The organism is Dysgonomonas sp. Marseille-P4361 (assembly GCF_900343125.1).
Taxonomy (GTDB): domain Bacteria; phylum Bacteroidota; class Bacteroidia; order Bacteroidales; family Dysgonomonadaceae; genus Dysgonomonas.
Map to the genome: position 1 here is coordinate 147,179 of NZ_OPYL01000005.1, position 22,910 is coordinate 170,088.

21 protein-coding genes are annotated in these 22,910 nt (G+C 36.6%); 13 read left to right on the forward strand and 8 right to left on the reverse strand.

Annotated features, from left to right (window positions below):
* Positions 1-52: 52 nt before the first annotated feature.
* Both DHU68_RS10865 and mazG read left to right on the forward strand, forming a co-directional pair.
* Complete coding sequence (locus tag DHU68_RS10865; RefSeq protein ID WP_108823014.1) at positions 53-2,086, forward strand: cytochrome c biogenesis protein CcdA; 2,034 nt, start codon at positions 53-55, stop codon at positions 2,084-2,086.
* Between the two features lie 162 nt (positions 2,087-2,248).
* Positions 2,249-3,034, forward strand: coding sequence for a nucleoside triphosphate pyrophosphohydrolase (mazG, locus tag DHU68_RS10870; protein ID WP_108823015.1), 786 nt, complete (start codon positions 2,249-2,251; stop codon positions 3,032-3,034).
* Between the two features lie 7 nt (positions 3,035-3,041).
* On the opposite strand, the gene DHU68_RS10875 is transcribed toward mazG, so the two are convergent.
* The 4 genes from DHU68_RS10875 to DHU68_RS10890 form a co-directional block, all read right to left on the reverse strand.
* The gene (locus DHU68_RS10875) at positions 3,042-4,067 is read right to left on the reverse strand and encodes an N-acetylmuramoyl-L-alanine amidase (protein ID WP_108823016.1); all 1,026 of its coding nucleotides are present in this window, start codon (positions 4,065-4,067) and stop codon (positions 3,042-3,044) included.
* Positions 4,068-4,190: 123 nt separating this feature from the next.
* A complete protein-coding gene (gene eno / locus DHU68_RS10880) occupies positions 4,191-5,477 on the reverse strand; it encodes a phosphopyruvate hydratase (protein ID WP_108823017.1) in 1,287 nt (428 codons plus the stop codon).
* Positions 5,478-5,688: 211 nt separating this feature from the next.
* Positions 5,689-6,726: a DUF6340 family protein gene (locus tag DHU68_RS10885; protein ID WP_108823018.1), complete on the reverse strand. Its 1,038-nt coding sequence runs from the start codon at positions 6,724-6,726 to the stop codon at positions 5,689-5,691.
* 57 nt (positions 6,727-6,783) lie between these two features.
* The gene (locus DHU68_RS10890; RefSeq protein ID WP_160111122.1) at positions 6,784-7,815 is read right to left on the reverse strand and encodes a DUF6340 family protein; all 1,032 of its coding nucleotides are present in this window, start codon (positions 7,813-7,815) and stop codon (positions 6,784-6,786) included.
* Between the two features lie 24 nt (positions 7,816-7,839).
* On the opposite strand from DHU68_RS10890, the gene DHU68_RS10895 reads away from it, so the two are divergent.
* Both DHU68_RS10895 and DHU68_RS10900 read left to right on the forward strand, forming a co-directional pair.
* Complete coding sequence (locus DHU68_RS10895) at positions 7,840-10,047, forward strand: helix-turn-helix domain-containing protein (RefSeq protein WP_255412486.1); 2,208 nt, start codon at positions 7,840-7,842, stop codon at positions 10,045-10,047.
* 112 nt (positions 10,048-10,159) lie between these two features.
* Entirely contained in the window at positions 10,160-10,567 is a 408-nt protein-coding gene (locus DHU68_RS10900; RefSeq protein WP_108823020.1) for an NADPH-dependent FMN reductase, read from the forward strand.
* On the opposite strand, the gene DHU68_RS10905 is transcribed toward DHU68_RS10900, so the two are convergent.
* Positions 10,559-11,212, reverse strand: a complete 654-nt coding sequence (locus DHU68_RS10905; protein WP_108823021.1) for a hemolysin III family protein — start codon at positions 11,210-11,212, stop codon at positions 10,559-10,561. The two genes, DHU68_RS10900 and DHU68_RS10905, sit on opposite strands and share 9 nt — an antisense overlap.
* A 295-nt stretch (positions 11,213-11,507) precedes the next feature.
* Here DHU68_RS10905 and DHU68_RS10910 point away from each other — a divergent pair, with 295 nt between their 5' ends.
* The 3 genes from DHU68_RS10910 (at position 11,508) to DHU68_RS10920 (ending at position 14,646) form a co-directional block, all read left to right on the forward strand.
* On the forward strand, positions 11,508-12,818 hold the full coding sequence (locus tag DHU68_RS10910; protein ID WP_108823022.1) for a solute carrier family 23 protein: 1,311 nt from the start codon (positions 11,508-11,510) through the stop codon (positions 12,816-12,818).
* A 309-nt stretch (positions 12,819-13,127) separates the two neighbouring features.
* On the forward strand, positions 13,128-13,589 hold the full coding sequence (gene ndk / locus DHU68_RS10915) for a nucleoside-diphosphate kinase (RefSeq protein WP_108823023.1): 462 nt from the start codon (positions 13,128-13,130) through the stop codon (positions 13,587-13,589).
* A gap of 4 nt (positions 13,590-13,593) precedes the next feature.
* Positions 13,594-14,646, forward strand: coding sequence for a peptidoglycan DD-metalloendopeptidase family protein (locus DHU68_RS10920; RefSeq protein WP_108823024.1), 1,053 nt, complete (start codon positions 13,594-13,596; stop codon positions 14,644-14,646).
* Positions 14,647-14,731: 85 nt separating this feature from the next.
* On the opposite strand, the gene ung is transcribed toward DHU68_RS10920, so the two are convergent.
* Positions 14,732-15,394, reverse strand: a complete 663-nt coding sequence (gene ung, locus DHU68_RS10925; protein WP_108823025.1) for a uracil-DNA glycosylase — start codon at positions 15,392-15,394, stop codon at positions 14,732-14,734.
* A 110-nt stretch (positions 15,395-15,504) separates the two neighbouring features.
* On the opposite strand from ung, the gene DHU68_RS10930 reads away from it, so the two are divergent.
* Positions 15,505-16,800: an MATE family efflux transporter gene (locus DHU68_RS10930; RefSeq protein ID WP_108823026.1), complete on the forward strand. Its 1,296-nt coding sequence runs from the start codon at positions 15,505-15,507 to the stop codon at positions 16,798-16,800.
* A 33-nt stretch (positions 16,801-16,833) separates the two neighbouring features.
* The gene (locus DHU68_RS10935; RefSeq protein ID WP_108823027.1) at positions 16,834-17,328 is read left to right on the forward strand and encodes a flavodoxin; all 495 of its coding nucleotides are present in this window, start codon (positions 16,834-16,836) and stop codon (positions 17,326-17,328) included.
* 53 nt (positions 17,329-17,381) lie between these two features.
* Here the strand turns inward: DHU68_RS10935 and DHU68_RS14185 are convergent, their stop codons facing one another.
* Together DHU68_RS14185 and tsaB are read right to left on the reverse strand one after the other, a co-directional pair.
* Complete coding sequence (locus tag DHU68_RS14185; protein WP_160111123.1) at positions 17,382-17,666, reverse strand: hypothetical protein; 285 nt, start codon at positions 17,664-17,666, stop codon at positions 17,382-17,384.
* 17 nt (positions 17,667-17,683) lie between these two features.
* Positions 17,684-18,379: a tRNA (adenosine(37)-N6)-threonylcarbamoyltransferase complex dimerization subunit type 1 TsaB gene (gene tsaB, locus DHU68_RS10940; RefSeq protein WP_108823028.1), complete on the reverse strand. Its 696-nt coding sequence runs from the start codon at positions 18,377-18,379 to the stop codon at positions 17,684-17,686.
* A gap of 176 nt (positions 18,380-18,555) precedes the next feature.
* Between tsaB and rnr the strand changes: the two genes are divergently transcribed.
* The 4 genes from rnr to DHU68_RS10960 all read left to right on the forward strand — a co-directional run bounded on the left by rnr (position 18,556) and on the right by DHU68_RS10960 (position 22,880).
* Entirely contained in the window at positions 18,556-20,709 is a 2,154-nt protein-coding gene (rnr, locus tag DHU68_RS10945) for a ribonuclease R (RefSeq protein WP_108823029.1), read from the forward strand.
* A gap of 147 nt (positions 20,710-20,856) precedes the next feature.
* Positions 20,857-21,549 (forward strand): AIM24 family protein, encoded by a 693-nt coding sequence (locus DHU68_RS10950; RefSeq protein ID WP_108823030.1) that lies wholly within the window; start codon positions 20,857-20,859, stop codon positions 21,547-21,549.
* A 167-nt stretch (positions 21,550-21,716) separates the two neighbouring features.
* Complete coding sequence (hpt, locus tag DHU68_RS10955) at positions 21,717-22,253, forward strand: hypoxanthine phosphoribosyltransferase (protein ID WP_108823031.1); 537 nt, start codon at positions 21,717-21,719, stop codon at positions 22,251-22,253.
* 54 nt (positions 22,254-22,307) lie between these two features.
* The gene (locus DHU68_RS10960) at positions 22,308-22,880 is read left to right on the forward strand and encodes an adenylate kinase (protein WP_108823032.1); all 573 of its coding nucleotides are present in this window, start codon (positions 22,308-22,310) and stop codon (positions 22,878-22,880) included.
* The last annotated feature ends 30 nt before the right edge of the window (positions 22,881-22,910 follow it).

Genomic DNA, 22,910 nt, shown 5'->3' on the forward strand with positions numbered 1-22,910 from the left:
TTTCTTAACTTTGGAACAATTTATAAAAAAGCAATCACTATAAATTATATTTATGAGAAAGATATTATTATCGCTATTCTTATCTACCTTATTTATCGCGAGTTCTTTTGCTCAGGAAATGCCTACATCTTGGACTTCTAAATTACTAGATAAAGGCAATGGAGAAGTTGAGTTAACTTTCAACTTCAAAATAGATAGAACATGGCACCTATACGATATTCATATACCCGAAGGCGGTCCTATGGCTACAAGCCTTTCGATCGATAAATTAGTTGGGGCGGAAAAAGTAGGAGAGTTTAAGTCTGTTAATTCGAAGCTGATCAAGAATTACGATGAAATTTTCGAAATGGAGATTGGCTATTATGAAACAGAAGCAACCTTTGTTCAGCGATTTAAAGTAACCGATAAAAATGCTTTCTCGATAGAGGGGGATCTACGTTCTCAGGTTTGTAGCGAAGTAGATGGACAATGTATTCCTATCAAAATAGACTTGGACTTTAAAGGGAAAGACTTACCAAGCACGTTAGCTGTGGCTGGAAATGTAGCTACTGCAACGCCCGATGCAGAAGGACAGCAACCTGAAGCAGAGCCTAAGACAGATAGCGTTGCTGTTGCAGTATCGCCTGAATCTAAATCAGACCTTTGGACTCCTGTAGTAGATGAACTGCGTGCCTATGGTGCAGAAGGTGATACATCAGACCTCTCTTTGTTATGGGTTTTCTTAGGTGGAATTGGAGGGGGCTTTATTGCTCTATTGACACCATGTGTTTGGCCAATGATACCAATGACTGTAAGCTTCTTCTTGAAAAGAAATAAAAAAAGTAGAAGTAAAGCTATCAAAGATGCTGTTACCTATGGTGTAGGTATTATTGTTATTTATGTTGCTTTGGGTTTGATCATTACAGGAATATTCGGCCCTAGTGCATTAAATGACCTTTCTACCAGTGCTATTTTCAATTTATTATTCTTTGCTCTGTTGGTTGTATTTGCGGTATCTTTCTTTGGTGCTTTTGAAATAACTTTACCTTCCTCTTGGACCAATAAAATGGATCAAAAAGCGGATTCAACATCAGGAATATTAAGTATATTTTTCATGGCATTTACACTGGCTTTGGTATCATTTTCATGTACCGGACCAATTATTGGGACGCTATTGGTGCAAGCCTTTGCCGGATCAGGAAATTTATTGGCTCCAGCTATTGGGATGCTTGGCTTTGGTATAGCTTTATCTATTCCATTTTCGTTATTCGCCATATTCCCTTCATGGCTCGAAAGTATGCCAAAATCGGGAGGATGGCTCAATTCGGTAAAAGTAGTATTAGGATTCTTAGAACTGGCTCTAGCTCTTAAATTCTTCTCTGTAGCAGACTTGGCTTATGGATGGGGATTGTTGGATAGAGAAGTGTTTTTGGTTCTTTGGATCATCATATTCGTTCTGTTAGGAGTTTACCTTTTAGGTAAATTGAAGTTGCCGCACGATAGTGATCTGAAACATGTAACAGTACCACGCTTATTCTTGGCTATAGTCTCATTTGCATTTGCTATTTATATGGTACCGGGACTATGGGGTGCGCCATTGAAAGCAATTAGTGCATTTTCTCCTCCGTTATTTACGCAGGATTTCAATCTGTATAAAGGAGAAGTTCATGCTAAGTTTGATGATTATGAAGCGGGGATGGATTATGCGAAGCGTGTAGATAAACCTGTAATTATCGACTTTTCGGGTTACGGTTGTGTAAACTGTCGTAAGATGGAGGCTTCTGTGTGGACAGATCCTAAGGTGAAACAAATTCTTGAAACAGACTATGTGCTTATCACATTGATGGTGGATGATAAGAAAAGTCTTCCTGAAGTGATTGAGGTGGAAGAACATGGTAAAACATCTAAACTGAAAACGATAGGTGATAAATGGAGTTATCTGCAACGTCATAAATTTGCAACCAATTCTCAGCCTTATTATGTGTTGTTGGATCATGAAGGAAAACCAATCGGACCTTCATATGCGTATAAGGAAAATGTAGAGGAATACATTAAATTCCTAAATACAGGATTAAATAATTATAAGAAACAGAAAGAAAATAAATAAACTAAAGAGAAAAAGCAGAACCGAAAAGTCTGCTTTTCTTTTTACCTTTATCTTTAATTATATAGAAAGAATTAAAGAGAGAGAGAGCAAGTAAAAGAATAGCAAAATATGTCACCTTTGTTACTTTTTAGTTAAAATCAGGATTAGAAGTTTTTAAATACTATGCATACAAAAGAACAAAAAATGGAGGCTTTCGGGCGTCTTTTAGATATTTTAGATGAGCTTAGAATGAAGTGTCCGTGGGATGCCAAGCAAACAAACGAAAGCTTGCGTACCAATACAATTGAAGAAGTGTACGAGTTATGTGAAGCCATTATCAAAAATGATAGTGAAGAGATAAAAAAGGAGATAGGTGATGTCTTGCTTCATGTAGTGTTCTATGCCAAGATAGGTGAAGAAAAAGGAACTTATGATATTGCAGATGTATGCCATGCCCTTTGCGATAAATTAGTTTTTCGTCACCCACATGTTTTTGGAGACAATACTCTGGAGACAGCGGGCGAAGTAGAAAAATCGTGGGAGCAGATCAAGTTGAAAGAAAAAGGAGGCAACAAGACTATTTTAGAAGGTGTACCTTCATCATTGCCATCGATTGCTAAAGCTCACCGTATTCAGGATAAGGCTCGAAATGCAGGCTTCGATTGGGAAAAGAAAGAAGATGTATGGGATAAGGTATTCGAGGAGTTGACCGAACTAAAAACTGAAGTGTCGGCAATGGAAGAAGATAGGATGGAAGCCGAATTTGGAGATATGCTTTTCAGTCTGATTAATGCTGCAAGATTGTATAAAGTAAATCCAGATAATGCATTGGAACGCACCAATCAAAAGTTTATCCATCGTTTCAATTATATAGAGCAGGAAGCCAAAAAGCAAGGGAAGAATCTTAAAGATATGACCTTAGGAGAAATGGATGCCTTGTGGGAGCAAGCAAAGAAATTGCAAGCTTAAGAAGAGTTTATTTGTTCCTTTTCTTCCAGTTTTCGTAATCCTTGATAAAGCCTCTGCACATCCAATTAGCCAAAGCTTGTCTGTTGTTGGGGTCGAGAAAGCGCCTTTGATCAAATGCATTTTGTATATTCCCAAGCTCTGCATAGATACCAACAGGAGATGTGTTGCTAAGAACATATAAGTCGCGAGCTGTAACTGTACCCGAATAACCACGGTTGGGTTGATGTCTGTTATAATGATTGTCAAATGTTTCTCGCATTGTTTTTGTTAGCCTCTTGCCGTCGGGACTACCTGCATGATAAAAATATACATCAATTTGCTTCTGCTTATTTTCTCTGCTATCAAGGTGGATAAATGCAGCCCTTTTGTATTTATCTTTTGAAGCTTTGCTTAAACTGTTGATTTTATCACTCCGTTGTTTTAGTCTGTCTTTTTGCCCTCTGGGTATTTTTGTTCCCATACATGTCTCTCTATCGCTGTTTGATAGATATTTATCATCGCGGATGCCATCTTTAGCATCTTGAATTATCATATGTACAGTTGCTCCTTCTTCTAGTAGCGCCTTGGCTAAACGTAAAGTAATGTCATAAGCATATTCGTCTTCGTGTAGAACTCTGCCATCTGCATAGCCTACTGCTCCACAGTCTGGGCCCCCATGTCCGCTTGATAAGAAAAATGTTGCTCCTTTTAGTTTGTTAGATCGAATGGTGTATTCTTCATATTTCTTTCCAAACAGTTTGTTTACTTGTTTCGAGCCATCGGTAGAAGTCGTTGTTGCTGAAGACGCATTAGAACTCTTTTTTATATCAGGGAGGGTGTATTTAATCCCTTTTCTTAGAGAGTTATCTTTTCCTAATTTGCTTTTGTTTAATTCGATGAATTTATCATAATATTCATTCCCTGTCCGGTCATGTCTTTTCAAGAAAGCGTGTATTCCTTCTCCATTGCGAGGAGAATCCTTTTTTGTTTGGCAAAATATGTTTGATGTTGTGGAAAATAATATGAAAAACAATAAAATATATATTCGGATCATTGATACAAACTATTCGGTGAAAATGATTAAAGAAACTGTCTCACAGACAAAGATAGCATATAACAAAAAAACGGCACCTAAACTAGGTGCCGTTTTTTATATTAATTAAGAAGTAACTCCTTATTATTTACGTTGAACTCTTTTGTATCCGTAAACAGCTTTGTCTCCAAGTTCTTCTTCGATGCGAAGTAATTGGTTGTATTTAGCCATACGGTCAGAACGGCTAGCCGATCCTGTTTTGATTTGTCCAGAGTTAGTTGCTACTGCGATATCAGCAATAGTGCTGTCTTCTGTTTCACCAGAACGGTGAGAAGTTACAGATGTATAACCTGCACGGTGAGCCATTTCGATAGCATCAAGAGTTTCTGTTAAAGTACCGATTTGGTTTACTTTGATAAGGATAGAGTTAGCGCATCCTAGTTCGATACCTTTCTTAAGGAAGTCTACGTTTGTTACGAACAAGTCGTCACCAACCAATTGGATTTTGTTTCCAAGTTTGTCAGTGAGAGCTTTCCAACCATCCCAGTCGTTTTCTTGCATACCATCTTCGATAGAGTCGATAGGGTATTTAGCTACTAGTTCTGCAAGATATTCAACTTGTTCTGCAGAAGTGCGTTTAGCTCCGTTAGGACCTTCAAATTTACTGTAATCGTATACTCCGTTTACATAGAATTCGGATGCAGCACAGTCAAGACCGATCATAACATCTACACCTGGTTTGTAACCAGCAGCTTCGATAGCTTTCATGATAGAGTTAAGTGCATCTTCTGTACCATCTACAGCTGGAGCAAATCCTCCTTCGTCACCTACAGCAGTGCTTAGGTTACGATCGTGAAGAATCTTCTTAAGAGCGTGGAATACTTCAGTACCCATTCTCAAACCTTCTTTGAATGAAGGAGCACCAACAGGGCGGATCATAAACTCTTGGAATGCGATAGGAGCATCAGAGTGAGAACCTCCGTTGATGATGTTCATCATAGGTACAGGAAGAGTATATGTGTTAGTACCACCAATATAGCGATATAGAGGTAACTCTAGGTAGTTAGCAGCAGCTTTAGCTACAGCTAGAGAAACACCAAGGATAGCGTTAGCTCCAAGTTTAGATTTTGTAGATGTTCCGTCAAGAGCGATCATTTTCAAGTCGATACCTCTTTGGTCAAGAGAAGATTCTCCTTCTAGAGCCGGGGCAATAATGTTGTTTACATTCTCAACAGCTTTAAGTACGCCTTTACCTAAGTAGCGTTTTTTGTCGCCATCGCGAAGTTCAAGAGCTTCATGCTCTCCAGTAGATGCTCCTGATGGAACAGCAGCACGGCCTACTACGCCACACTCTAGTGTTACATCAACTTCAATAGTAGGATTACCTCTTGAATCCAAGATTTCACGTGCGAAAATTTTCTCGATTCTCATTGTTTCTGTAAATTTAAATAAATGAATAATTTATATTGTTTTATTGTTTGCTTTTTCTTTGCGACACAAAAATACTTCTTTTTCTTGTATTTAAGGTATTAATTCGATTGGAATTTATTGACTCTTATGTTTTGTTTTGACAAAAATTAAATCTTCTCTAAATGTATGATGACTAAAAAAACTATTAGGTAACGCAGAGGAGTATCAAGTGTTACTCTTGATTGTTTTCTGTTTCATCATCTATTCCGAGTTGTTCGTGCAGTTTTGACATGGATTTTACTCGTTTATCCAGAATCGCTTTGTATGCTATAATCTGTAAAGATAAATCAGATTTACTTTGTTCTGGTAGCAGTTCGTAAGCTTTGTTTATCCAGCTAAGAGCTTCTTCTGTATTGTCTAGATATTCGTATGCCAAAGCTATATTGGATGCTAATCGAGCTTTTTTCTTGTTGTTACTCTCATTTTCGTATATGTTTTTCCAAAAGGATGCAGCCTCTTCCCATTTGTTGGCTTTAGCTAATCTCTCGGCTGCTTTCATTTTTGATGATCCACTGGAATAGTACCATCTATTTTGAGATTGCCACGAAGGAATGAATTTGCCTGTTAGATTATCTGCACCTATAGTGCAAATCTCAGCCATCAAGTCATTTAGTTGCAGTATGTTTTCTCTCGATTTACTCCAACGAGAAAAAGATTCAGTGTATAAACTATCGAGCTGTATAATAGGTTTTCCGTATAATTCACCATCTTCCGAGAATACTCTGACTAGTGTCCCTAATTTAGTGCCAAGGATATGATAACTTTCTAGATAACCAGTATTTTCACTTTCAAGTTGTCCTGAGATAGTGAATAAATCAAGAGAGATAATAGCATTAGCCCCTTGTTCAGCACATATTGATTGTACTTTTCTTTCAGATAAAGGATGTACTTCCTCTATGGTGTTATTCATGCGATAAGGATACAATTTAACTTCATTAAAATATTTCTCTTCATTCATAAACTGATTTAATGAATTCAAAAGTACCTTTTTAGCACTGTCTACTGTCAAAACATGTAATTCTCCATCTTTGCTCTCTTCTTGTTGGGGCAGAGAAGCTAGTTTCGGCGAATTATCTACAATTAATATATTGGTGACTTCCGGGGGGAAAGTGACAGAAGCCGGTTTTCTAACATCAATTGTAACTATATTAGTTGAGTTGCAAGATGCTAATATTAGAATAATGGAAAAAATATATAAAAACTGTTTCATTGAATATCTTTTTTGAGATTATAATAGAGTTTTTTTCAACCTGGAAATAGAAAAAGATTATTGACTATCCATCAATATATCCTCTTCTATACTTAAATCCAGTTGCCTTTTTAACATAGGAGCATTCTTAGCCCTATTCTTGATTATGCTTTTGTAATATCTAACATAATTAGTCAATTCTCCATCGTCATTTTTTGATAATAAATCATTTGCCGCATTGATCCATATTTGAGCTGATTTCAGATCATCTTTATATTCACAAGCAAGAGCCATATTAGATGCATATATGATTTTCTGTTTTTTATTCTTTGTATTGTTGAAAGCCTTTTCCCATTCGATAAAAGCTTCTTTCCACATATTTGCTCTCATTAAATTAGACGCCTCTTTTGCTTTATCTGGTAGCTCTGTGAACAGTATTCGTTCTTGTGTTTCCCACTTAGGTATATAAAGATCTACAAGGAGGTCTGCTAATTGGACGGGATATTCGTATATTAGATATTTGTATAATCGGCCTAAACTGTAATTATCTCCACCTAATGGAAGGGTTATTCTGTTAATGATAGGGGGAGTAAGAGAATCTCCCAATGCAGAATAATTTCTAATAGTATAGTCATTTGTTACGCGATAAAGATTTTTATTAATTCTAGATATGCTGATATCTATGAAATCAAGTGAAATCAAAGCATTAGCATCACTCTGATAACAAATGTCTCGTATATCTTCTTTTGTTAACGGCAATTCGAATAATGAATCATTTTCGTAATATAGATATAAAGGCCTTGGGTGATAAGGGTATACCTCAACAGTATCTATTAGCCCATCTTCACTCATAAACAGAGCAATATTGTTTAATAAAGCAGGTCTGATAGAGTCAATTAAGAAATTCCTCAATTGAATAGCTTGGCTTAAGCTATCTGTAGGATGTTTCGCTTTAAAGGAATTGTCTGTAATGATAACCTTGCTGGTACCAGAAGGGAAAGTAACATGTGCAGGCTGACGTATGTCAAGATAGATGTACTCCATTGTTACGCACGAGTGTAGAGATGTGAATATGACCACAGTAAGAATAAAGAAAAGCCACTTCTTCATATAGATCTTTTTTTATGTTTATAAATGTATGGAATTAAGCTTATATTTGCAATAGATATAATTCTGAAAATGGACTTATTGGCTGTGAATGATATTTTTAAGCTAGCTGCTGATGTTGTATGCAATACATCTCAAAATGTATTTCTTACAGGTAAAGCTGGTACGGGTAAGACGACTTTTTTGCATTACATATGTAACAATACAGATAAAAATGTCATTGTCGCAGCACCTACCGGGGTTGCGGCTATTAATGCGGGGGGAGTAACATTACACTCTCTGTTGCAATTGCCATTTGAGCCATTTATCCCTAATTTTGAAGGAAAGAAGAAGTTGGACTTTCACTTCAAGCTGCGCAAGTCAAAAATCGAGATGCTTCGCGAATTGGATTTACTTATTATAGATGAAGTAAGTATGTTGCGGGCGGATCTGTTAGATGCTATTGACTATATGTTGAAGCGATATAGAAACAATCAACGACCTTTTGGTGGTGTGCAGATGTTATTTATTGGTGATATGTTTCAGCTGCCTCCGGTTGTGCAATCTGCCGAATGGGAAGAGTTAAAATATTACTACCCATCTCCTTTCTTTTTTCATGCTCAGGCTTTGGCTGATAATACACCTTTATATATAGAATTAAAAACAATATACAGGCAGCAGGATCAGCGTTTTATCGAAATCCTGAATCGTATAAGAAATAATTGCACCACACCTTACGACCTTACGATATTAAATCAACGATACAATCCTACTTTCAAACATTCAGAAGAAGATAAATATGTCGTGCTTTGTACCCATAATTATAAAGCAGATCGGATAAACAAGGAAGAACTGACTCGTTTAGATACGAAAGAATTTGTTTTCAAAGGTGAAGTGAAAGGCGACTTTTCTGAAAATTCACTGCCTACCGAGCAAAATCTGGTGTTGAAAGAAGGTGCTCAGGTCATGTTTGTGAAAAATGACGTGGGAGAAAGTAGGCGCTATTATAATGGGAAGCTGGCTACTATAAGTCATCTGGGCTCTGATCGCATTGAAGTCCGTTTCGAGAACGGCTATTTGATGGAGTTAGAAAAGGAGACCTGGAATAATATACGCTATACTCTGAATGCAGAATCGGGGGAGATAGAAGAAGAGGTTTTGGGTTCTTATTCTCAATATCCTATACGGTTGGCGTGGGCAATAACAATACATAAAAGTCAAGGGTTGACTTTCGATCGTGTAATTATAGATGCTGGTCAGGCCTTTGCTGCCGGTCAGGTTTATGTCGCCCTTAGTCGTTGTACATCGTTAGAAGGAATAGTCTTGTATTCACGGATAACACCGCAGAGTATAAGTACAGATCCGTATGCAATGGAGTTTGCAAAAACAGAGCATGATATTCGCTATTTGTATCAGATCTTGGCAGAAGAGAAACCTCGTTATTGTGCCGAACAGTTGAAGAAATACTTTGACTGGTCGCCTTTTATCAGAAGTTTGCGTTCGTTGTACGAATTAGCTTCAGAAAAGAAAATTCCTAAACAGGAAGAAACTCAGGCTATTATTGCTCAGGCTTGCAGTAGAGCTGTGGAGCAACAGGAAATAGCGCAGAGTTTTGTACGAGAATTAAACCATATTCTGGTATCTCCAAATGTGAATCTGAAATATCTTCAGGAAAGGGTATGTAAAGGTGTACTATATTTTCATCGCGATATACAGCAGTATATACTCTCTCCTATCGAACTGCATCTTGAAAGTTTGAAAAATGCGACAAGAATCAAACTCTATTTACGGAAAGCAAGAGAAATTTATGCGACTTTGGTAAGTTTACAAAAAAAGTTGGAGACTGTCCGTTATGGAGATGTTTGTCTGACTGATGGGTTGATATTTGATTTGTTTATACCTGAAAAACAAAAGACGGAAGAGTTTGAAGAAGCCTCTAAAAAGAAGCCTCAGAAAGGAGATAGCCAAAAATTAACATTGACTTTGTTTAAAGAAGGAAAATCTATCGAAGAAATAGCATCGGAACGAAACTTGACTATAAATACAGTAGAAAGTCATCTTGTCTCTTTTGTCTTAAGCGGAGATGTGGCTCCAGATTCGTTGATGGATGAAGCAAAACTAAATAAATTACTCTCCTTGCTGGAAGTGGTTGAGCCCGCGACTTCTTTATCTAGAATAAAAGAGATGGTCTCGGAAGAGTACTCTTATACCGAAATAAAAATAGCATTAAACTTTATTGCTTATTCTCGAAAATAGGCTCTGTATCTTCTCGTTTTTTTGTATTTTGCGAAGAAGTGATCTGAGGAAGATTTACTGCCTTTCTTAGAAAGCTGATTTTTTATACTGTAAATAACAAACTGTAAGAACTATGAAGAAAAGGAAAATAGGGATACTAGTGGGTAGTCTTAGAAAGAATGCATATTCTAAAAGTGTTGCAAATTGCTTGATAGAGATAGCTCCGGAGCATTTTGATGTGCAAATTGTAGAAATAGGGAATCTCCCTATCTATAATCAAGACTATGATGATGAAGAGATAGAAGAGTATTCGAAATTTAGAGAAACTATAAAGTCTTTGGATGCAATACTTATCGTTACTGCCGAACACAATCGTTCGATGCCGGCGGTATTGAAGAATGCCCTTGATGTGGGGTCAAGACCTTATGGGAAAAGTGTGTGGAATGAGAAGCCCGGAGCTATAATTAGTCAGTCATATGGAACAATTGGCGGTTTTGGAGCAAATCATCATCTTCGTCAAGTGACGTCTTTTCTATTTTAATAGTATATATATCGCTATTATGTGGCAGATACTGCCTGCTAAAACAAATAAATGAAATACAGTGTGCATGTACTTCAGTTTGGTAAGTGAGTAAAAGATAGCTCCGATTATATAAGCTACACCTCCGGCGATTAACCAATATAGAGAATCTACTTTTTGTATATCAACTAGCGAATCGTATAGAGGCTTTAATGCAATAAGGATGGTGCATCCCATTAGTACATAACAAATTGTCTCTATATAACTATGTTCTTTTAGTTTTTTGAAGCTGAAAAAAGTGCCTGTAATTGCCGCTATATAGACTATGGATAGAATTGTCCAACCCCACATCCCTTGGGTGCGTAAGGCTAATAATGTAAAAGGTGCATAAGTTCCGGCTATATGAAAATAGATTGCAGCATGATCCCATTTTTGAAGAGTGGCTTTTCGGTTTGGCTCCGAAGTAGCATGATACCATGTAGATGTTAGATAAGAAGCTAACATCCCAAATAAATAAGCAATAATACTTATTATTGCCCATTTGTCATTGCTCGAAATAGCTATTGAAAGGAGTTGGTATCCGGCAATAGCTCCAAGTAATAATCCTAATCCATGAGAAAGGGTATTTGCTAATTCTTCCTTTGGGGTATATGTTCGTTTTCTCATTATCGTTTTATGTTTCGGGCAAAAGTACATATTTAGTTTTAAGAATAAGCTTCTGTTCAAAGCCTAATCGTTAAAAATGACATAGCTGGCAAAACTGGATATGTTTTTTTGAATATAGAAGGTTGTTTTAAGGAAAATAATTATTAATTTTGGCTCAATTTGAGAATATGATTTATGGAGTCATTTAGAACCAAAATGAGATTACATTTTATCAAAATATAAATATTTGAAAGCCGTACAGTTTTGTATTCGGCTTTTTTTTTGTCCTAATTATTCAAAAAATTAATAAATCGGAATGAAAGAAGAAAAGAAAGTAGTACTTGGTATTCAAGAAAAACCTAAGCCTGCGCAGTGGTTGTTGTTGAGTATTCAGCATCTGTTTGCTATGTTTGGAGCGACGGTGCTTGTGCCGGCCTTGACGGGAATGAGCCCGGCTGTTGCACTGGTGTCTAGTGGTATAGGTACGTTAGCCTTTATTGCTATTACAAGAGGCAGGGTGCCTTCTTATCTAGGATCTTCATTTGCTTTTATTAATCCTATTATAGCAGTAAAAGCTTTAGAGTTAGATCCGGCTTCGGGTGTCGCTGTAGGTAGTTTCCTGGTAGGTAGCTTCTTGGTCGGTATTACTTATGCTATAGTTGCTCTAATTATTGCTAAAGCAGGTACTAATTGGCTGATGAAATTATTGCCACCTGTTGTAGTTGGGCCAGTAATCATGGTTATCGGACTTGGATTGTCTGTTACCGCTGTGGGGATGGCAACGAATAATCCGGCAGGTGAGTACGATCTCGATTATGTATGGATAGGTTTTGTTACATTGCTTATCACCATACTGACAGCGATGTTTACACGAGGTTTTCTGAGTGTGATCCCTGTGTTGGTTGGTATTGTTGGTGGGTATGTTTTCTCTATAATCATGGGAGTAGTAGATCTTCATGCTGTAAAAGAAGCAAATTGGTTTGAGATACCTCCGTTTATGATCCCATTTGTAGATTATACACCTTCTTTCACTTGGCGAATAGTTTTAATGATGGTTCCCGTAGCTATTGTGCCTATTGCTGAACATATAGGACATCAACTTGTGTTGAGTAAGGTCGTGGGAAAAGATTTAATTAAAGATCCGGGATTGGATCACTCCATGTTTGGAGATGGGGTGGCAACTATGATTGCTTCAGTAATAGGTGGACCTCCTAATACGACATATGGAGAAAATATTGGTGTATTAGCAATCACCAGAGCGTTTAGTATCTATTTGTTTGTAGGTGCTGCTGTTTTCGCAATCTTATTTGGGTTCTGTGGTAAAATTGCAGCGTTGCTTACTACAATTCCAACTCCGGTTATGGGAGGAGTCTCTATTCTGCTGTTTGGTATTATAGCGTCTAGTGGGTTGCGTATGTTGGTAGAGAATAAAGTAGACTTTAGTCGTAAGCGTAATTTGATAATTGCTTCAGTAATCCTTGTAATTGGTATTGGAGGAGCAGCAATTCATATCGGAAAAGGATTCTCTTTGGAGGGTATGGCATTGGCTTCTATTATAGGAGTTGTTTTAAATCAAGTTTTACCAGGAAAACAAGTTGTTGATTTTGACGAGATGTTCAAAGATTGATCGGGGCTGACAAAAAGATAAATTTAATACATAAGAAGCGAGAAAGATGAGATATTCCTTCTCGCTTTTATGTTAAAACAAGGATGCTTTTAATCTTTTGGAAATGTTAAAAAAGATGCATCTGTTTGTTGACGCATGTTTGGTCTCTATTTGTTAACTTTTAGTTGATTAGCAATGTCTATGTTGTTAAATATGTCAAAAAAGCTGTTAAAATATAGGTTTTTAAAAGTTAAAAACTTGTCACTGTTTTATTTATCTTCTATATTTGGAAATTATAATTGACAGAACCCTATCTTTTATTTGTAAACCATGGAGAAAACCCTTGTTATTTTGAAGCCTTCTTGTGTTCAAAGGTCTTTAATCGGAGAGGTAGTGTCTCGTTTCGAGAAAAAAGGTTTACGATTGGTAGGGATGAAAATGGTTCAGTTAGATGATAATGTTTTAAATGAGCATTATGCACATCTTAAAGATAAACCGTTTTTTCAGGAAGTCAAAAATTCCATGCAAGCTTGTCCCGTTATAGTTTTATGTTGGGAAGGTGTAGATGCAACTCAGGTTGTTCGTTCTATTGTTGGTTTTACATGTGGACGTAACGCTGTTGCTGGAACTATTAGAGGTGATTTTTCTGTAAGTATGCAAGAAAATATCGTTCATGCCTCTGATTCTGTCGAATCGGCAGAAAAGGAAATTAAAAGATTTTTTAAAGAAGAAGAGATTTTTGATTACAAGCTGTCTGTTTTATCTTTTTTATATTCAGAGAGTGAGATATAAAATTATGCAAGCGAAAAATAATAATTTGACCCTAACGCTTAAAAAATGCTGCCTCCTTCCTATAGCAGCAATGTTTTTGATTTCAATGAGTAGTTTCTCGCAGACGAATGGAGGAACTACGAACAATAAAGCAGAGAATTCTGATCGTGTTGAGCTGAAATATAAACAGCGACACAGCAGAGCTACTACAGAGAATCTATATGCGGATGGTATTAAGATAAAAAGAGATCTTTCTTTGTTGAAGGAAATTCAAGAAGAACGTATTCTTGATGCCGATGAAATACCTGCAGAGGAATTATATAGTAGTATTTGGAATAACCGTTATGTGAATGCATATCGTTCTATCGAAAATATTCCGGATACATTCAGAGTCAATCTTGATAATTTCACAATGCCTTCGATGGGACATGTGACTTCTCATTATGGAATGAGGGGGAGAGGACGTCGTAAGCGAATGCATTATGGAATAGACTTGAAGGTTCAGACGGGAGATACTATCTATGCTGCATTTGATGGTAAAGTACGCGTAAAACAATATGAACGTAGAGGTTATGGCTATTACGTAGTGTTGCGCCATCCAAACGGACTGGAAACTGTATATGGTCACTTATCTAGATTTTTAGTAGATGAAAATGATGTTGTTAAGAGTGGAGATCCTATTGGTTTAGGTGGTAATACCGGACGTTCTACAGGTTCTCATCTTCATTTAGAGTTCCGCTTCCTAGGTAATCCTATTAATCCTACATTCATAGTAGACTTTGACAATAAAGTGTGTCATAAAGATAATTATCTGGTGACAGCTTCTAGTTACGATCGTAGTAAGAAAGGAGTTAATGTGAATCTGTTGGCCTCATCATCCTCGTCTGCAACAAGATCAAGTGCTACAGTAAAAAACAAATATGCTTCAGGAGAGGTTAGTTACCACCGTATCAAAAGTGGAGATACCCTTGGGGCTATTGCCGGTAAGTATGGAACATCTGTACGAAAATTGTGTTCGTTGAATGGTATTTCGACGAAGACAGTGTTACGTATAGGAAAATCGATAAGAGTAAAATAGAATTATAATAAATCTGTATTTAAGAAAATATAGGGCTGCAAATTTTAATTTGCAGCCCTATATTATTTATAAGAATAAGTTTAGATTACCATTCTATAGGCTTGATCCCTTTTTGTATTAAGAAGTCATTTGTCTTGCTGAAGTGATCATTCCCAAAGAAGCCATTGTGTGCAGATAGAGGTGACGGGTGTACCGATTTTAGAATAAGATGCTTGTTGGGATCTATAAAAGAAGCTTTCTTCTGAGCATACGCTCCCCAGAGGATAAATACAATGTTTTCCCTCTTTTCTGCAAGTTTATGTATTGCAGCATCGGTAAAAGATTCCCATCCTTTCTTCTGATGTGACCCAGCCATGTGTGCTTGTACAGTAAGAGTAGCATTGAGCAGGAGTACCCCTTGATTTGCCCATCGGGTAAGATTGCCTGACTGAGGAACAGGAATGCTTAAATTGCGATTGATCTCTTTGAAAATATTGACTAATGACGGAGGTTGACGTATCCCATCAGGAACAGAGAAAGAAAGTCCATGAGCCTGCCCATCATTGTGATACGGATCTTGTCCTAATATAACAACCTTAACCTGATTGAAAGGGGTATGTTCAAAAGCATTGAATATTAGCTTAGCCGGAGGAAAAATCTGTTTTGTCCTGTATTCATTTCTAATAAAGTCGGTGAGCTTTATAAAATAATCTTTTTCAAATTCATCCTTTAGCTGCTCTTTCCAGCTTTCTTCAATTTTTACATCCATGATAATCGTAGTTTTCTTTGGAGGATAAAGATAAGATAAATGGATGTAAGTTGCTTAAAGTGTTTTGATATTTGTGATAGTCCTTTATCAGTCGTACTTTTGCATCAGTTATGAATAAAAGTATTTTACGTTTAGCTGTTCCCAATATTATATCAAATATAACTGTGCCTTTGTTGGGTATGGTTGATCTATTTATTGTGGGGCATCTTGATTCGGAAGATTATATTGGAGCAATAGCTTTAGCTACAATGTTGTTTAACTTTATCTACTGGAGTTTTTCCTTTTTGCGCATGGGGACAAGTGGGTTTACTGCTCAAGCGTTTGGTGCAGGGAGTAGAGTAGAGCAAACGAATATATTATTGCGATCAATGAGTGTGGCAATGGGGGCGGGTATCTGTATTATACTTCTGCAATACTTGATTACAGCCCTAGGCTTTTATCTGTTGAATGCAGATCCTATGGTTCGCGGCTATGCTGAAGATTATTTTCATGTGTATGTTTGGGCTGCTCCGGCTGTATTGGGTATGTATACTTTCAATGGTTGGTATGTAGGTATGCAAAATGCTAAAATACCAATGTTTGTTGCTATTGGAGTCAATGTAGTCAATATTGGGCTTAGCCTCTTGTTTGTGTATGGATTTGGAATGAAAATAAAGGGGGTAGCTTTTGCGACGCTTTGTGCCCAATATACAGGCTTCTTCTTTTTCCTTTTGATGTGGAATCTTAAATATGGCTGGCTAAAGAAATATTTTAATCTGATGGTACTTCGAGACTTGAAGTCATATATTCCTTTCTTTAAAGTTAATAGTGATATTTTTATCCGAACAATGGCTCTGGTTGCAGTTACTACATTTTTTACATCTGCATCTTCCCGATCGGGCAAGGATATCTTAGCAGTAAATGCATTGTTGATGCAGATGTTTATTCTGTTTTCGTATATGATGGATGGCTTTGCATATGCAGCAGAAGCCTTGACCGGAAAATTTATTGGTGCAAATAAAAGATTAGAACTGAAGTTTTTGGTCAAACGGTTATTTGCATGGGGAATCGTAGTCGTTGTTTTATTTACTGCGGTTTATGCTTTCTTCTTAGAAGATATTTTAAGGTTGTTGACAGATAAAGAAAATATTATTGCGTTAAGTAAAGAGTATCAGTTTTGGGTGCTTCTTATTCCGGTTGCGGGTTTTTCAGCCTTTCTTTGGGATGGTATCTTTGTGGGTGCCACTGCTTCGCATCAAATGCGGAATTCGATGCTTATTGCAGTTGCTGTCTTTTTTATTATTTATTTTGCTTTTTCTCATATTTCGGCGAACAATATTCTTTGGTTTGCGTTTATCATGTATCTGGCTCTAAGGGGAATAGTTCAGAGTTTTATGGCTCCTGCTATTTTGAATGATTCCAGATAGTTGATAATCAATTCAGTAATATATTAATTTGTTATGAGTAAAATTGCAATAGTTTACGGCTCTTCTACCGGAGCCACAGAGGCGGTAGCTGAAAAACTTCAGAAAGCATTGGGTGAAGCTGACCTTTACAATGCTGATGGGTTGAATGTAGAAGATCTTAAGTCTTATGATTTCTTGATCTTTGGAGCTTCTACGACAGGAATTGGAGACCTTCAAGATGATTGGGATATCCTCCTTCCTAAAATTGAAAAATTAGATTTCACTGGGAAAAAAGTAGCTCTATTCGGATTAGGAGATAGTGCTTCTTTCTCTACTAGCTTTGCCGGAGGAATGTATGTAATTTACAAAGCATTGAAAGGAAAAGTGGAAATTGTAGGTTCTGTATCAGCAGAAGGCTATACTTTCGATGATTCGGAGGCTTTGGTTGACGGTCGTTTCGTTGGGTTGGCTCTTGATGAAGATAATGAGTACGATCAGACAGAAGGACGTATTGACTGTTGGGTAGAAGATTTGAAGAAATATCTATAAAAACCGGTAACGTAAGCATATAAATAAGGCTGTGAGTCGTAAGATTTGCAGCCTTATTTTTTATATAATTCGATAGCCTTGATTAGCAGAATTGCAGCTGTAAGAATAACAATAAGCACAATTAGAACAACAGGAAGAGAGCTTATTAACGAGCCTGTATTGGAGGCAAAGTATAGATAAGAAAATATTCCGATCAGTAAAACCCAACTGATAGAAGACAGGATAGAAAGTATTACTAGTAATTTCGATTCTTCCTTTTTTGCACCAAAGTGCCTGATCAGTATATAGATTGGAACATTGAAGCAAATGAATAGGATGATGATATTAATTAATGACATGCTGTTTTTCGTTATAGTTATCCCAGTACTTTGTTTTTAGGAGTTGTAGCTACAAACTCTTTCAGATAAAATGGTTCAAAGTAGGCAACGTCTACAAAGTCTTGCTTTGCATAAGCTTCATTGGCTAATTTTACCATATCCGAAGCTTTCGGATATATTCCATCTATAAAGATAGTATTTTGTTTTGGTAATACCTCTTTACATTTGGCTGCACCGTTCCCAAAAAATACTATCTGTTTTTCCTTTAAAATATCAGCGAACGAATTTTCGTCGATAATATCTGCACTGGTAGGACGTATTTCATTTAGATCTGTGTCTAGTAGTAGGTCATATACTTCCATCCTTCTGGCATCTATCATAGGACACAGAATCGCATTATTGTCTATTGCTTTATTATCAACAATTCCTTGAGCCATTATTTTAAGTGTATTGATGGCGATGAGGGGGATGCTTAGACCATAGCAAAGTCCTTTAGCTTCAGAAATACCAATTCTAAGACCGGTGTATGAGCCCGGGCCACAACTAACAGCTACAGCATCCAGTTTTATGTTTTTTGCACGCATTTCGTTGATGGCATCATTTACAAATACGCCTAATAGGACAGCATGCGAAGGTCCTTTAGTTTCTTCTTTATAGTAAATGATTTCGTTATCTTTTGATATTGAAACAGAGCAGACTTCTGTTGCTGTTTCTATGTTTAATATGTAGGACATCGTTATTTAAATATTTGAAGTACAAAATTAAACAATTTATAATAAAGCCTGCTCAATATCTATTTTTCTTATACGCCATTTTAATTCTTTTTTGTACATTTGATTGTTTCAACAATGTAAAAAAGAGGTTTTGTAGCGATTTTATAATTTGTTGAAATAGATTTAAAAGACGAATTATGGGAAAAAATAGAATACCGCACAAGTCAGATAAGAAAAGAGGCAAGAAAGAAATTACAAAAAGTATAGTTAATTTCTTTAATAGTAATTCTGCTGACTCATTTAGTCATAAACAAATAGTTGAAAAAATAGGGCTGAAAAAGCCAGTTGAAAAAGAAATAGTAGCTAATGTATTGTATAATCTGCTCGAAGATGCCTTTATTGTAGAAACAGCTAAGGGAAAGTTTAAATCTAATAATAGAGGTTTATTTCTGGAAGGTATTTTTGAAAGAAGAAGTAACGGAAAGAATTTCTTTGTCCCTGATGGAGACGCCGAGGATTCACATATATTTATCGCTGAGCGTAACTCTGAACATGCGATGGATGGCGATAGAGTGAAAGTGCAAATGCTGGCAAAGCGTAAAGGAAGAGCGCCTGAAGCAGAAGTAGTTGAAATTCTGGAACGTAAACGTACGACCTTTGTAGGTGTACTCGATGTTCAGAAACACTTTGCTTTTCTGGTAATGGATAGTAAGTTCCTTGCAAATGATATCTTTATCCCAAGAGAGAACCTTAAAGGAGGAAAAGATGGAGATAAGGCGCTTGTAGAGGTCGTAGAGTGGCCTAAAAAAGCAAAAAATCCGATCGGAAAAGTAATTGATATACTTGGTCTGGCCGGAGAAAATAATACAGAAATGAATGCTATTCTGGCAGAATTTGGTTTGCCGTACAAATATCCTGCAAAAGTGGAGGCAGCTGCAAATAAAATTCCGGATGCTATTCCGGAAGAAGAAATTGCCCGTCGCGAAGATTTTAGAAATACATTAACTTTCACAATAGATCCACGCGATGCAAAAGACTTTGATGATGCATTATCCATCAAACATTTGGATAATGGAAATTGGGAAGTAGGAATTCATATTGCCGATGTAACATATTTTGTACAAGAAGGAGATATTATAGACAAGGAGGCTGAGAGTCGTGCTACTTCCATTTATTTGGTCGACCGCACAATCCCTATGTTGCCGGAGCGGTTGAGTAATAACCTTTGTTCTCTTCGTCCTAACGAAGATAAATTGTGTTATTCGGCTGTGATTGAAATGGATGATGAGGCAAATGTGAAAAACTATCGTATCCTTCGCACTATAATTAATTCTGATAGACGATTCACCTACGAAGAAGCACAAGATATAATCGAGACAGGCGAAGGTGAATATAAAGATGAAATACTTAAATTGAATGATCTGGCTAAAAGATTGAGAGCTAAACGCTTCAAAGATGGGGCAATAGCTTTTGATAGACATGAAGTTCGATTTGAAATTGACGAGAAAGGTAAACCGTTGAGTGTCTATTTCAAATATGCAAAAGACTCTAACAAATTGATAGAAGAGTTTATGCTTTTGGCAAACAGAACAGTTGCAGAGTTTATAGGCAAGGTTGCAAAGAATAAGAATCCAAAGACTTTTGTATATAGAATTCATGACGTTCCGAATGCCCAAAAGATGGAGAATCTATCGGAGTTTATTCGCCGATTTGGTTACAAGATAAAGGTTGATGGAACCAAAACTTCAGTATCAAAGTCAATTAATCATTTGTTGGACGAAGTAAGTGGAAAGGCCGAAGAAAACTTGATTTCTACTATTGCCATACGAGCGATGGCTAAAGCCACTTATTCTACAGTAAATATAGGTCACTACGGATTGGCTTTTGACTATTATTCTCACTTTACATCTCCTATTCGCCGCTATCCCGATATGATGGTACATCGCCTGCTTACCCGATATATGGACGGAGGGCGTAGTGCCAGTAAGCAGTTGTACGAAAGTAAATGTGAGCATAGTTCCGATATGGAGCAACTGGCTGCAAGTGCAGAACGTGCATCCATCAAATATAAACAAGTAGAATTTATGTCGGATAAACTGGGACAGGTATTCGATGCTGTAATTTCAGGAATTACAGAATGGGGACTTTATGCTGAAATAGATGAAAATAAGTGTGAAGGTATGATTTCTATCCGTGATCTGGATGATGATTTTTATGAGTTCGATGAAAAGAACTACTGTCTTCGCGGACGTCGCAAAAAACGCGTATATAGTTTAGGTGATCCGATAACAATTAAGGTTGCTAGAGCAAATCTTGAACGAAAACAATTGGATTTTGCTTTAGTTGAATAATAAAACGGAAAAATAAATGATTGGGTATCTGTGAAATAATTTGCAGATACCCAAATTTATGTTACCTTAGACGATTGTTAAGGAAAGCTAATTCTTTAACAAACTAAAGGAAATTGAAATATAAACAAACGCAAAACACATTACATTATGAACAAGTATTCTATCAAATCTTTTATTGAAGAAACGACTCAGGACGAAACGAAAAATGGATTCTTTGAACTGGAAAGCCCTTATATGCTCGAACTAAACCTGAATGACCAAATGGTTATGGTAAAAAAAGGAGCTATGGTTGCCTATACTGGTAACGTGAAGTTCAAAAGAGAGGGGATGTTGAGTAAAGGAATCGGAAATCTTTTAAAGAAGACAGTGTCTGGAGAGGGAACCACAATGATGGAGACTACAGGTACAGGTCGTGTATATGTTGCCGATTTAGAGAAAAGAGTGAGAATCTTGTATCTGGAAAATGAAAATATAGTAGTAAATGGTAACGATATTTTAGCTCACGAAGCTTCTATCAAATCAGAAGTGAAAATGATGAAAAGTATTGCCGGAGTTATGGGAGGAGGCTTGTTCCAGGCACGTCTGAACGGAACCGGTCATGTTGCAATTACTACTCATGGAAACCCTATGACTTTGTTAGTTAAACCTGGACAACCAGTATTTACAGATCCCAATGCGACTGTAGCGTGGTCTGGTAATCTTAACCCCCAAATGAAAACAGATATCTCTCTAAAAACATTTATTGGTAGAGGTAGTGGTGAAAGTTTTCAGTTGATGTTCGAAGGTGAAGGATGGGTTATCGTTCAACCATGTGAGGAAGTATACGGAATGCCTCAATAATAAAAAAAAAGCTATATATAATAAAAGGTGCCCAAAAGAGGTGCCTTTTATTGTTTATGGTATGTTAATATCAATGGTTGGATTGGATAAAAAAGCAAATTAGTTATACAAAATTGAGTGATTTATACTACTTTTGCTAATTATTTAATATTTAAGAACGTTCATCCATGAAGACTGTTAAAGTTAAGGATAAAGAATTTGAACTATTCCTTAGTCAAGAAACTATTGAAAAGGCTATTGCAGATGTAGCAGAAAAGATAAATAAAGATTTAGCCGGAAAGAATCCGTTGTTTATTTGCGTACTGAACGGATCATTTATGTATGCATCAGAATTGATGAAACGTGTCAGTATCCCTTCAGAAGTGTCATTTGTGAAAATGTCTTCCTATAAGGGAACTGCCTCAACCGGAAAAATTAAAGAAGTATATGGGCTAGAAGAAGATATCAAAGGTCGTACAATTGTAATTATAGAGGATATTGTCGATACAGGTCATACAATAGTTCAGATGCTGGATCAGCTAGCATGCGATGAGCCAAAAGAAATTCTAGTCTCTGCAATGCTTTTAAAACCAGCAGCATTGAAACATTCAGTAAAGCTAGACTATATAGCACTAGAGATACCAAATGATTTTATTGTAGGTTATGGTCTGGACTATGATGGATACGGACGCAATCTACCTGACATTTATAAAATAAAAGGATAATATAAATAAATAATAGATTTGAAACTGTCAAATCTATTTTGTAACTTAAAAGACATGTTGAATATTGTTATTTTTGGAGCACCGGGTTCGGGAAAAGGAACTCAGAGTGAAAATTTAATTAAGAGATACAACTTAGCACACATTTCTACAGGTGATGTATTACGTGCAGAAATGAAAAATGGTACAGAATTAGGAAAGTTAGCTGAAGGTTATATCGCTAAAGGACAGTTGGTTCCAGACGATGTTGTAATTGGTATGCTAGCAAATGTGTTAGATACAAAAAAAGATGCAGCAGGTGTTATTTTCGATGGATTTCCTCGTACAATACCTCAAAGCGATGCGTTGGATGAGATGTTGAAAGAAAGAGGTCAGGAAGTTTCTATTGTTGTAAGCTTAGAAGTTGAAGAGCCGGAATTGATTGAGCGTTTGATCAAACGAGGTCAACAATCAGGTCGTTCTGATGACAATATGGAAACAATAAAATCACGTCTTGACGTATATAAAAATCAAACATCACCTCTAAAAGAACACTACGAGAAAACTGGAAAACTGGCTTCTATCAAAGGTGTAGGTACAGTTGATGAAATCTTCGAGCGTATAGCAGAGGCTGTAGATAAAATAAAATAAAAATAAATGTGCAAAAGGAAGTTATAGGAC

Excerpts from the sequence above, each read along its gene's own strand:
- DHU68_RS10865 (WP_108823014.1), top strand. The coding sequence starts at position 53 with ATGAGAAAGATATTATTATCGCTATTCTTATCTACCTTATTTATCGCG.
- DHU68_RS10920 (WP_108823024.1), top strand. The coding sequence starts at position 13,594 with ATGCAAGCGAAAAATAATAATTTGACCCTAACGCTTAAAAAATGCTGC.
- DHU68_RS10930 (WP_108823026.1), top strand. The coding sequence starts at position 15,505 with ATGAATAAAAGTATTTTACGTTTAGCTGTTCCCAATATTATATCAAAT.
- DHU68_RS10905 (WP_108823021.1), bottom strand. The coding sequence starts at position 11,212 with ATGAGAAAACGAACATATACCCCAAAGGAAGAATTAGCAAATACCCTT.
- DHU68_RS10960 (WP_108823032.1), top strand. The coding sequence starts at position 22,308 with ATGTTGAATATTGTTATTTTTGGAGCACCGGGTTCGGGAAAAGGAACT.
- DHU68_RS10900 (WP_108823020.1), top strand. The coding sequence starts at position 10,160 with ATGAAGAAAAGGAAAATAGGGATACTAGTGGGTAGTCTTAGAAAGAAT.
- DHU68_RS10875 (WP_108823016.1), bottom strand. The coding sequence starts at position 4,067 with ATGATCCGAATATATATTTTATTGTTTTTCATATTATTTTCCACAACA.
- DHU68_RS10885 (WP_108823018.1), bottom strand. The coding sequence starts at position 6,726 with ATGAAACAGTTTTTATATATTTTTTCCATTATTCTAATATTAGCATCT.
- DHU68_RS10910 (WP_108823022.1), top strand. The coding sequence starts at position 11,508 with ATGAAAGAAGAAAAGAAAGTAGTACTTGGTATTCAAGAAAAACCTAAG.
- eno (WP_108823017.1), bottom strand. The coding sequence starts at position 5,477 with ATGAGAATCGAGAAAATTTTCGCACGTGAAATCTTGGATTCAAGAGGT.
- DHU68_RS10935 (WP_108823027.1), top strand. The coding sequence starts at position 16,834 with ATGAGTAAAATTGCAATAGTTTACGGCTCTTCTACCGGAGCCACAGAG.
- mazG (WP_108823015.1), top strand. The coding sequence starts at position 2,249 with ATGCATACAAAAGAACAAAAAATGGAGGCTTTCGGGCGTCTTTTAGAT.
- ung (WP_108823025.1), bottom strand. The coding sequence starts at position 15,394 with ATGGATGTAAAAATTGAAGAAAGCTGGAAAGAGCAGCTAAAGGATGAA.
- DHU68_RS10950 (WP_108823030.1), top strand. The coding sequence starts at position 20,857 with ATGAACAAGTATTCTATCAAATCTTTTATTGAAGAAACGACTCAGGAC.
- hpt (WP_108823031.1), top strand. The coding sequence starts at position 21,717 with ATGAAGACTGTTAAAGTTAAGGATAAAGAATTTGAACTATTCCTTAGT.
- rnr (WP_108823029.1), top strand. The coding sequence starts at position 18,556 with ATGGGAAAAAATAGAATACCGCACAAGTCAGATAAGAAAAGAGGCAAG.
- ndk (WP_108823023.1), top strand. The coding sequence starts at position 13,128 with ATGGAGAAAACCCTTGTTATTTTGAAGCCTTCTTGTGTTCAAAGGTCT.
- DHU68_RS14185 (WP_160111123.1), bottom strand. The coding sequence starts at position 17,666 with ATGTCATTAATTAATATCATCATCCTATTCATTTGCTTCAATGTTCCA.
- tsaB (WP_108823028.1), bottom strand. The coding sequence starts at position 18,379 with ATGTCCTACATATTAAACATAGAAACAGCAACAGAAGTCTGCTCTGTT.
- DHU68_RS10890 (WP_160111122.1), bottom strand. The coding sequence starts at position 7,815 with ATGAAGAAGTGGCTTTTCTTTATTCTTACTGTGGTCATATTCACATCT.
- DHU68_RS10895 (WP_255412486.1), top strand. The coding sequence starts at position 7,840 with ATGTATGGAATTAAGCTTATATTTGCAATAGATATAATTCTGAAAATG.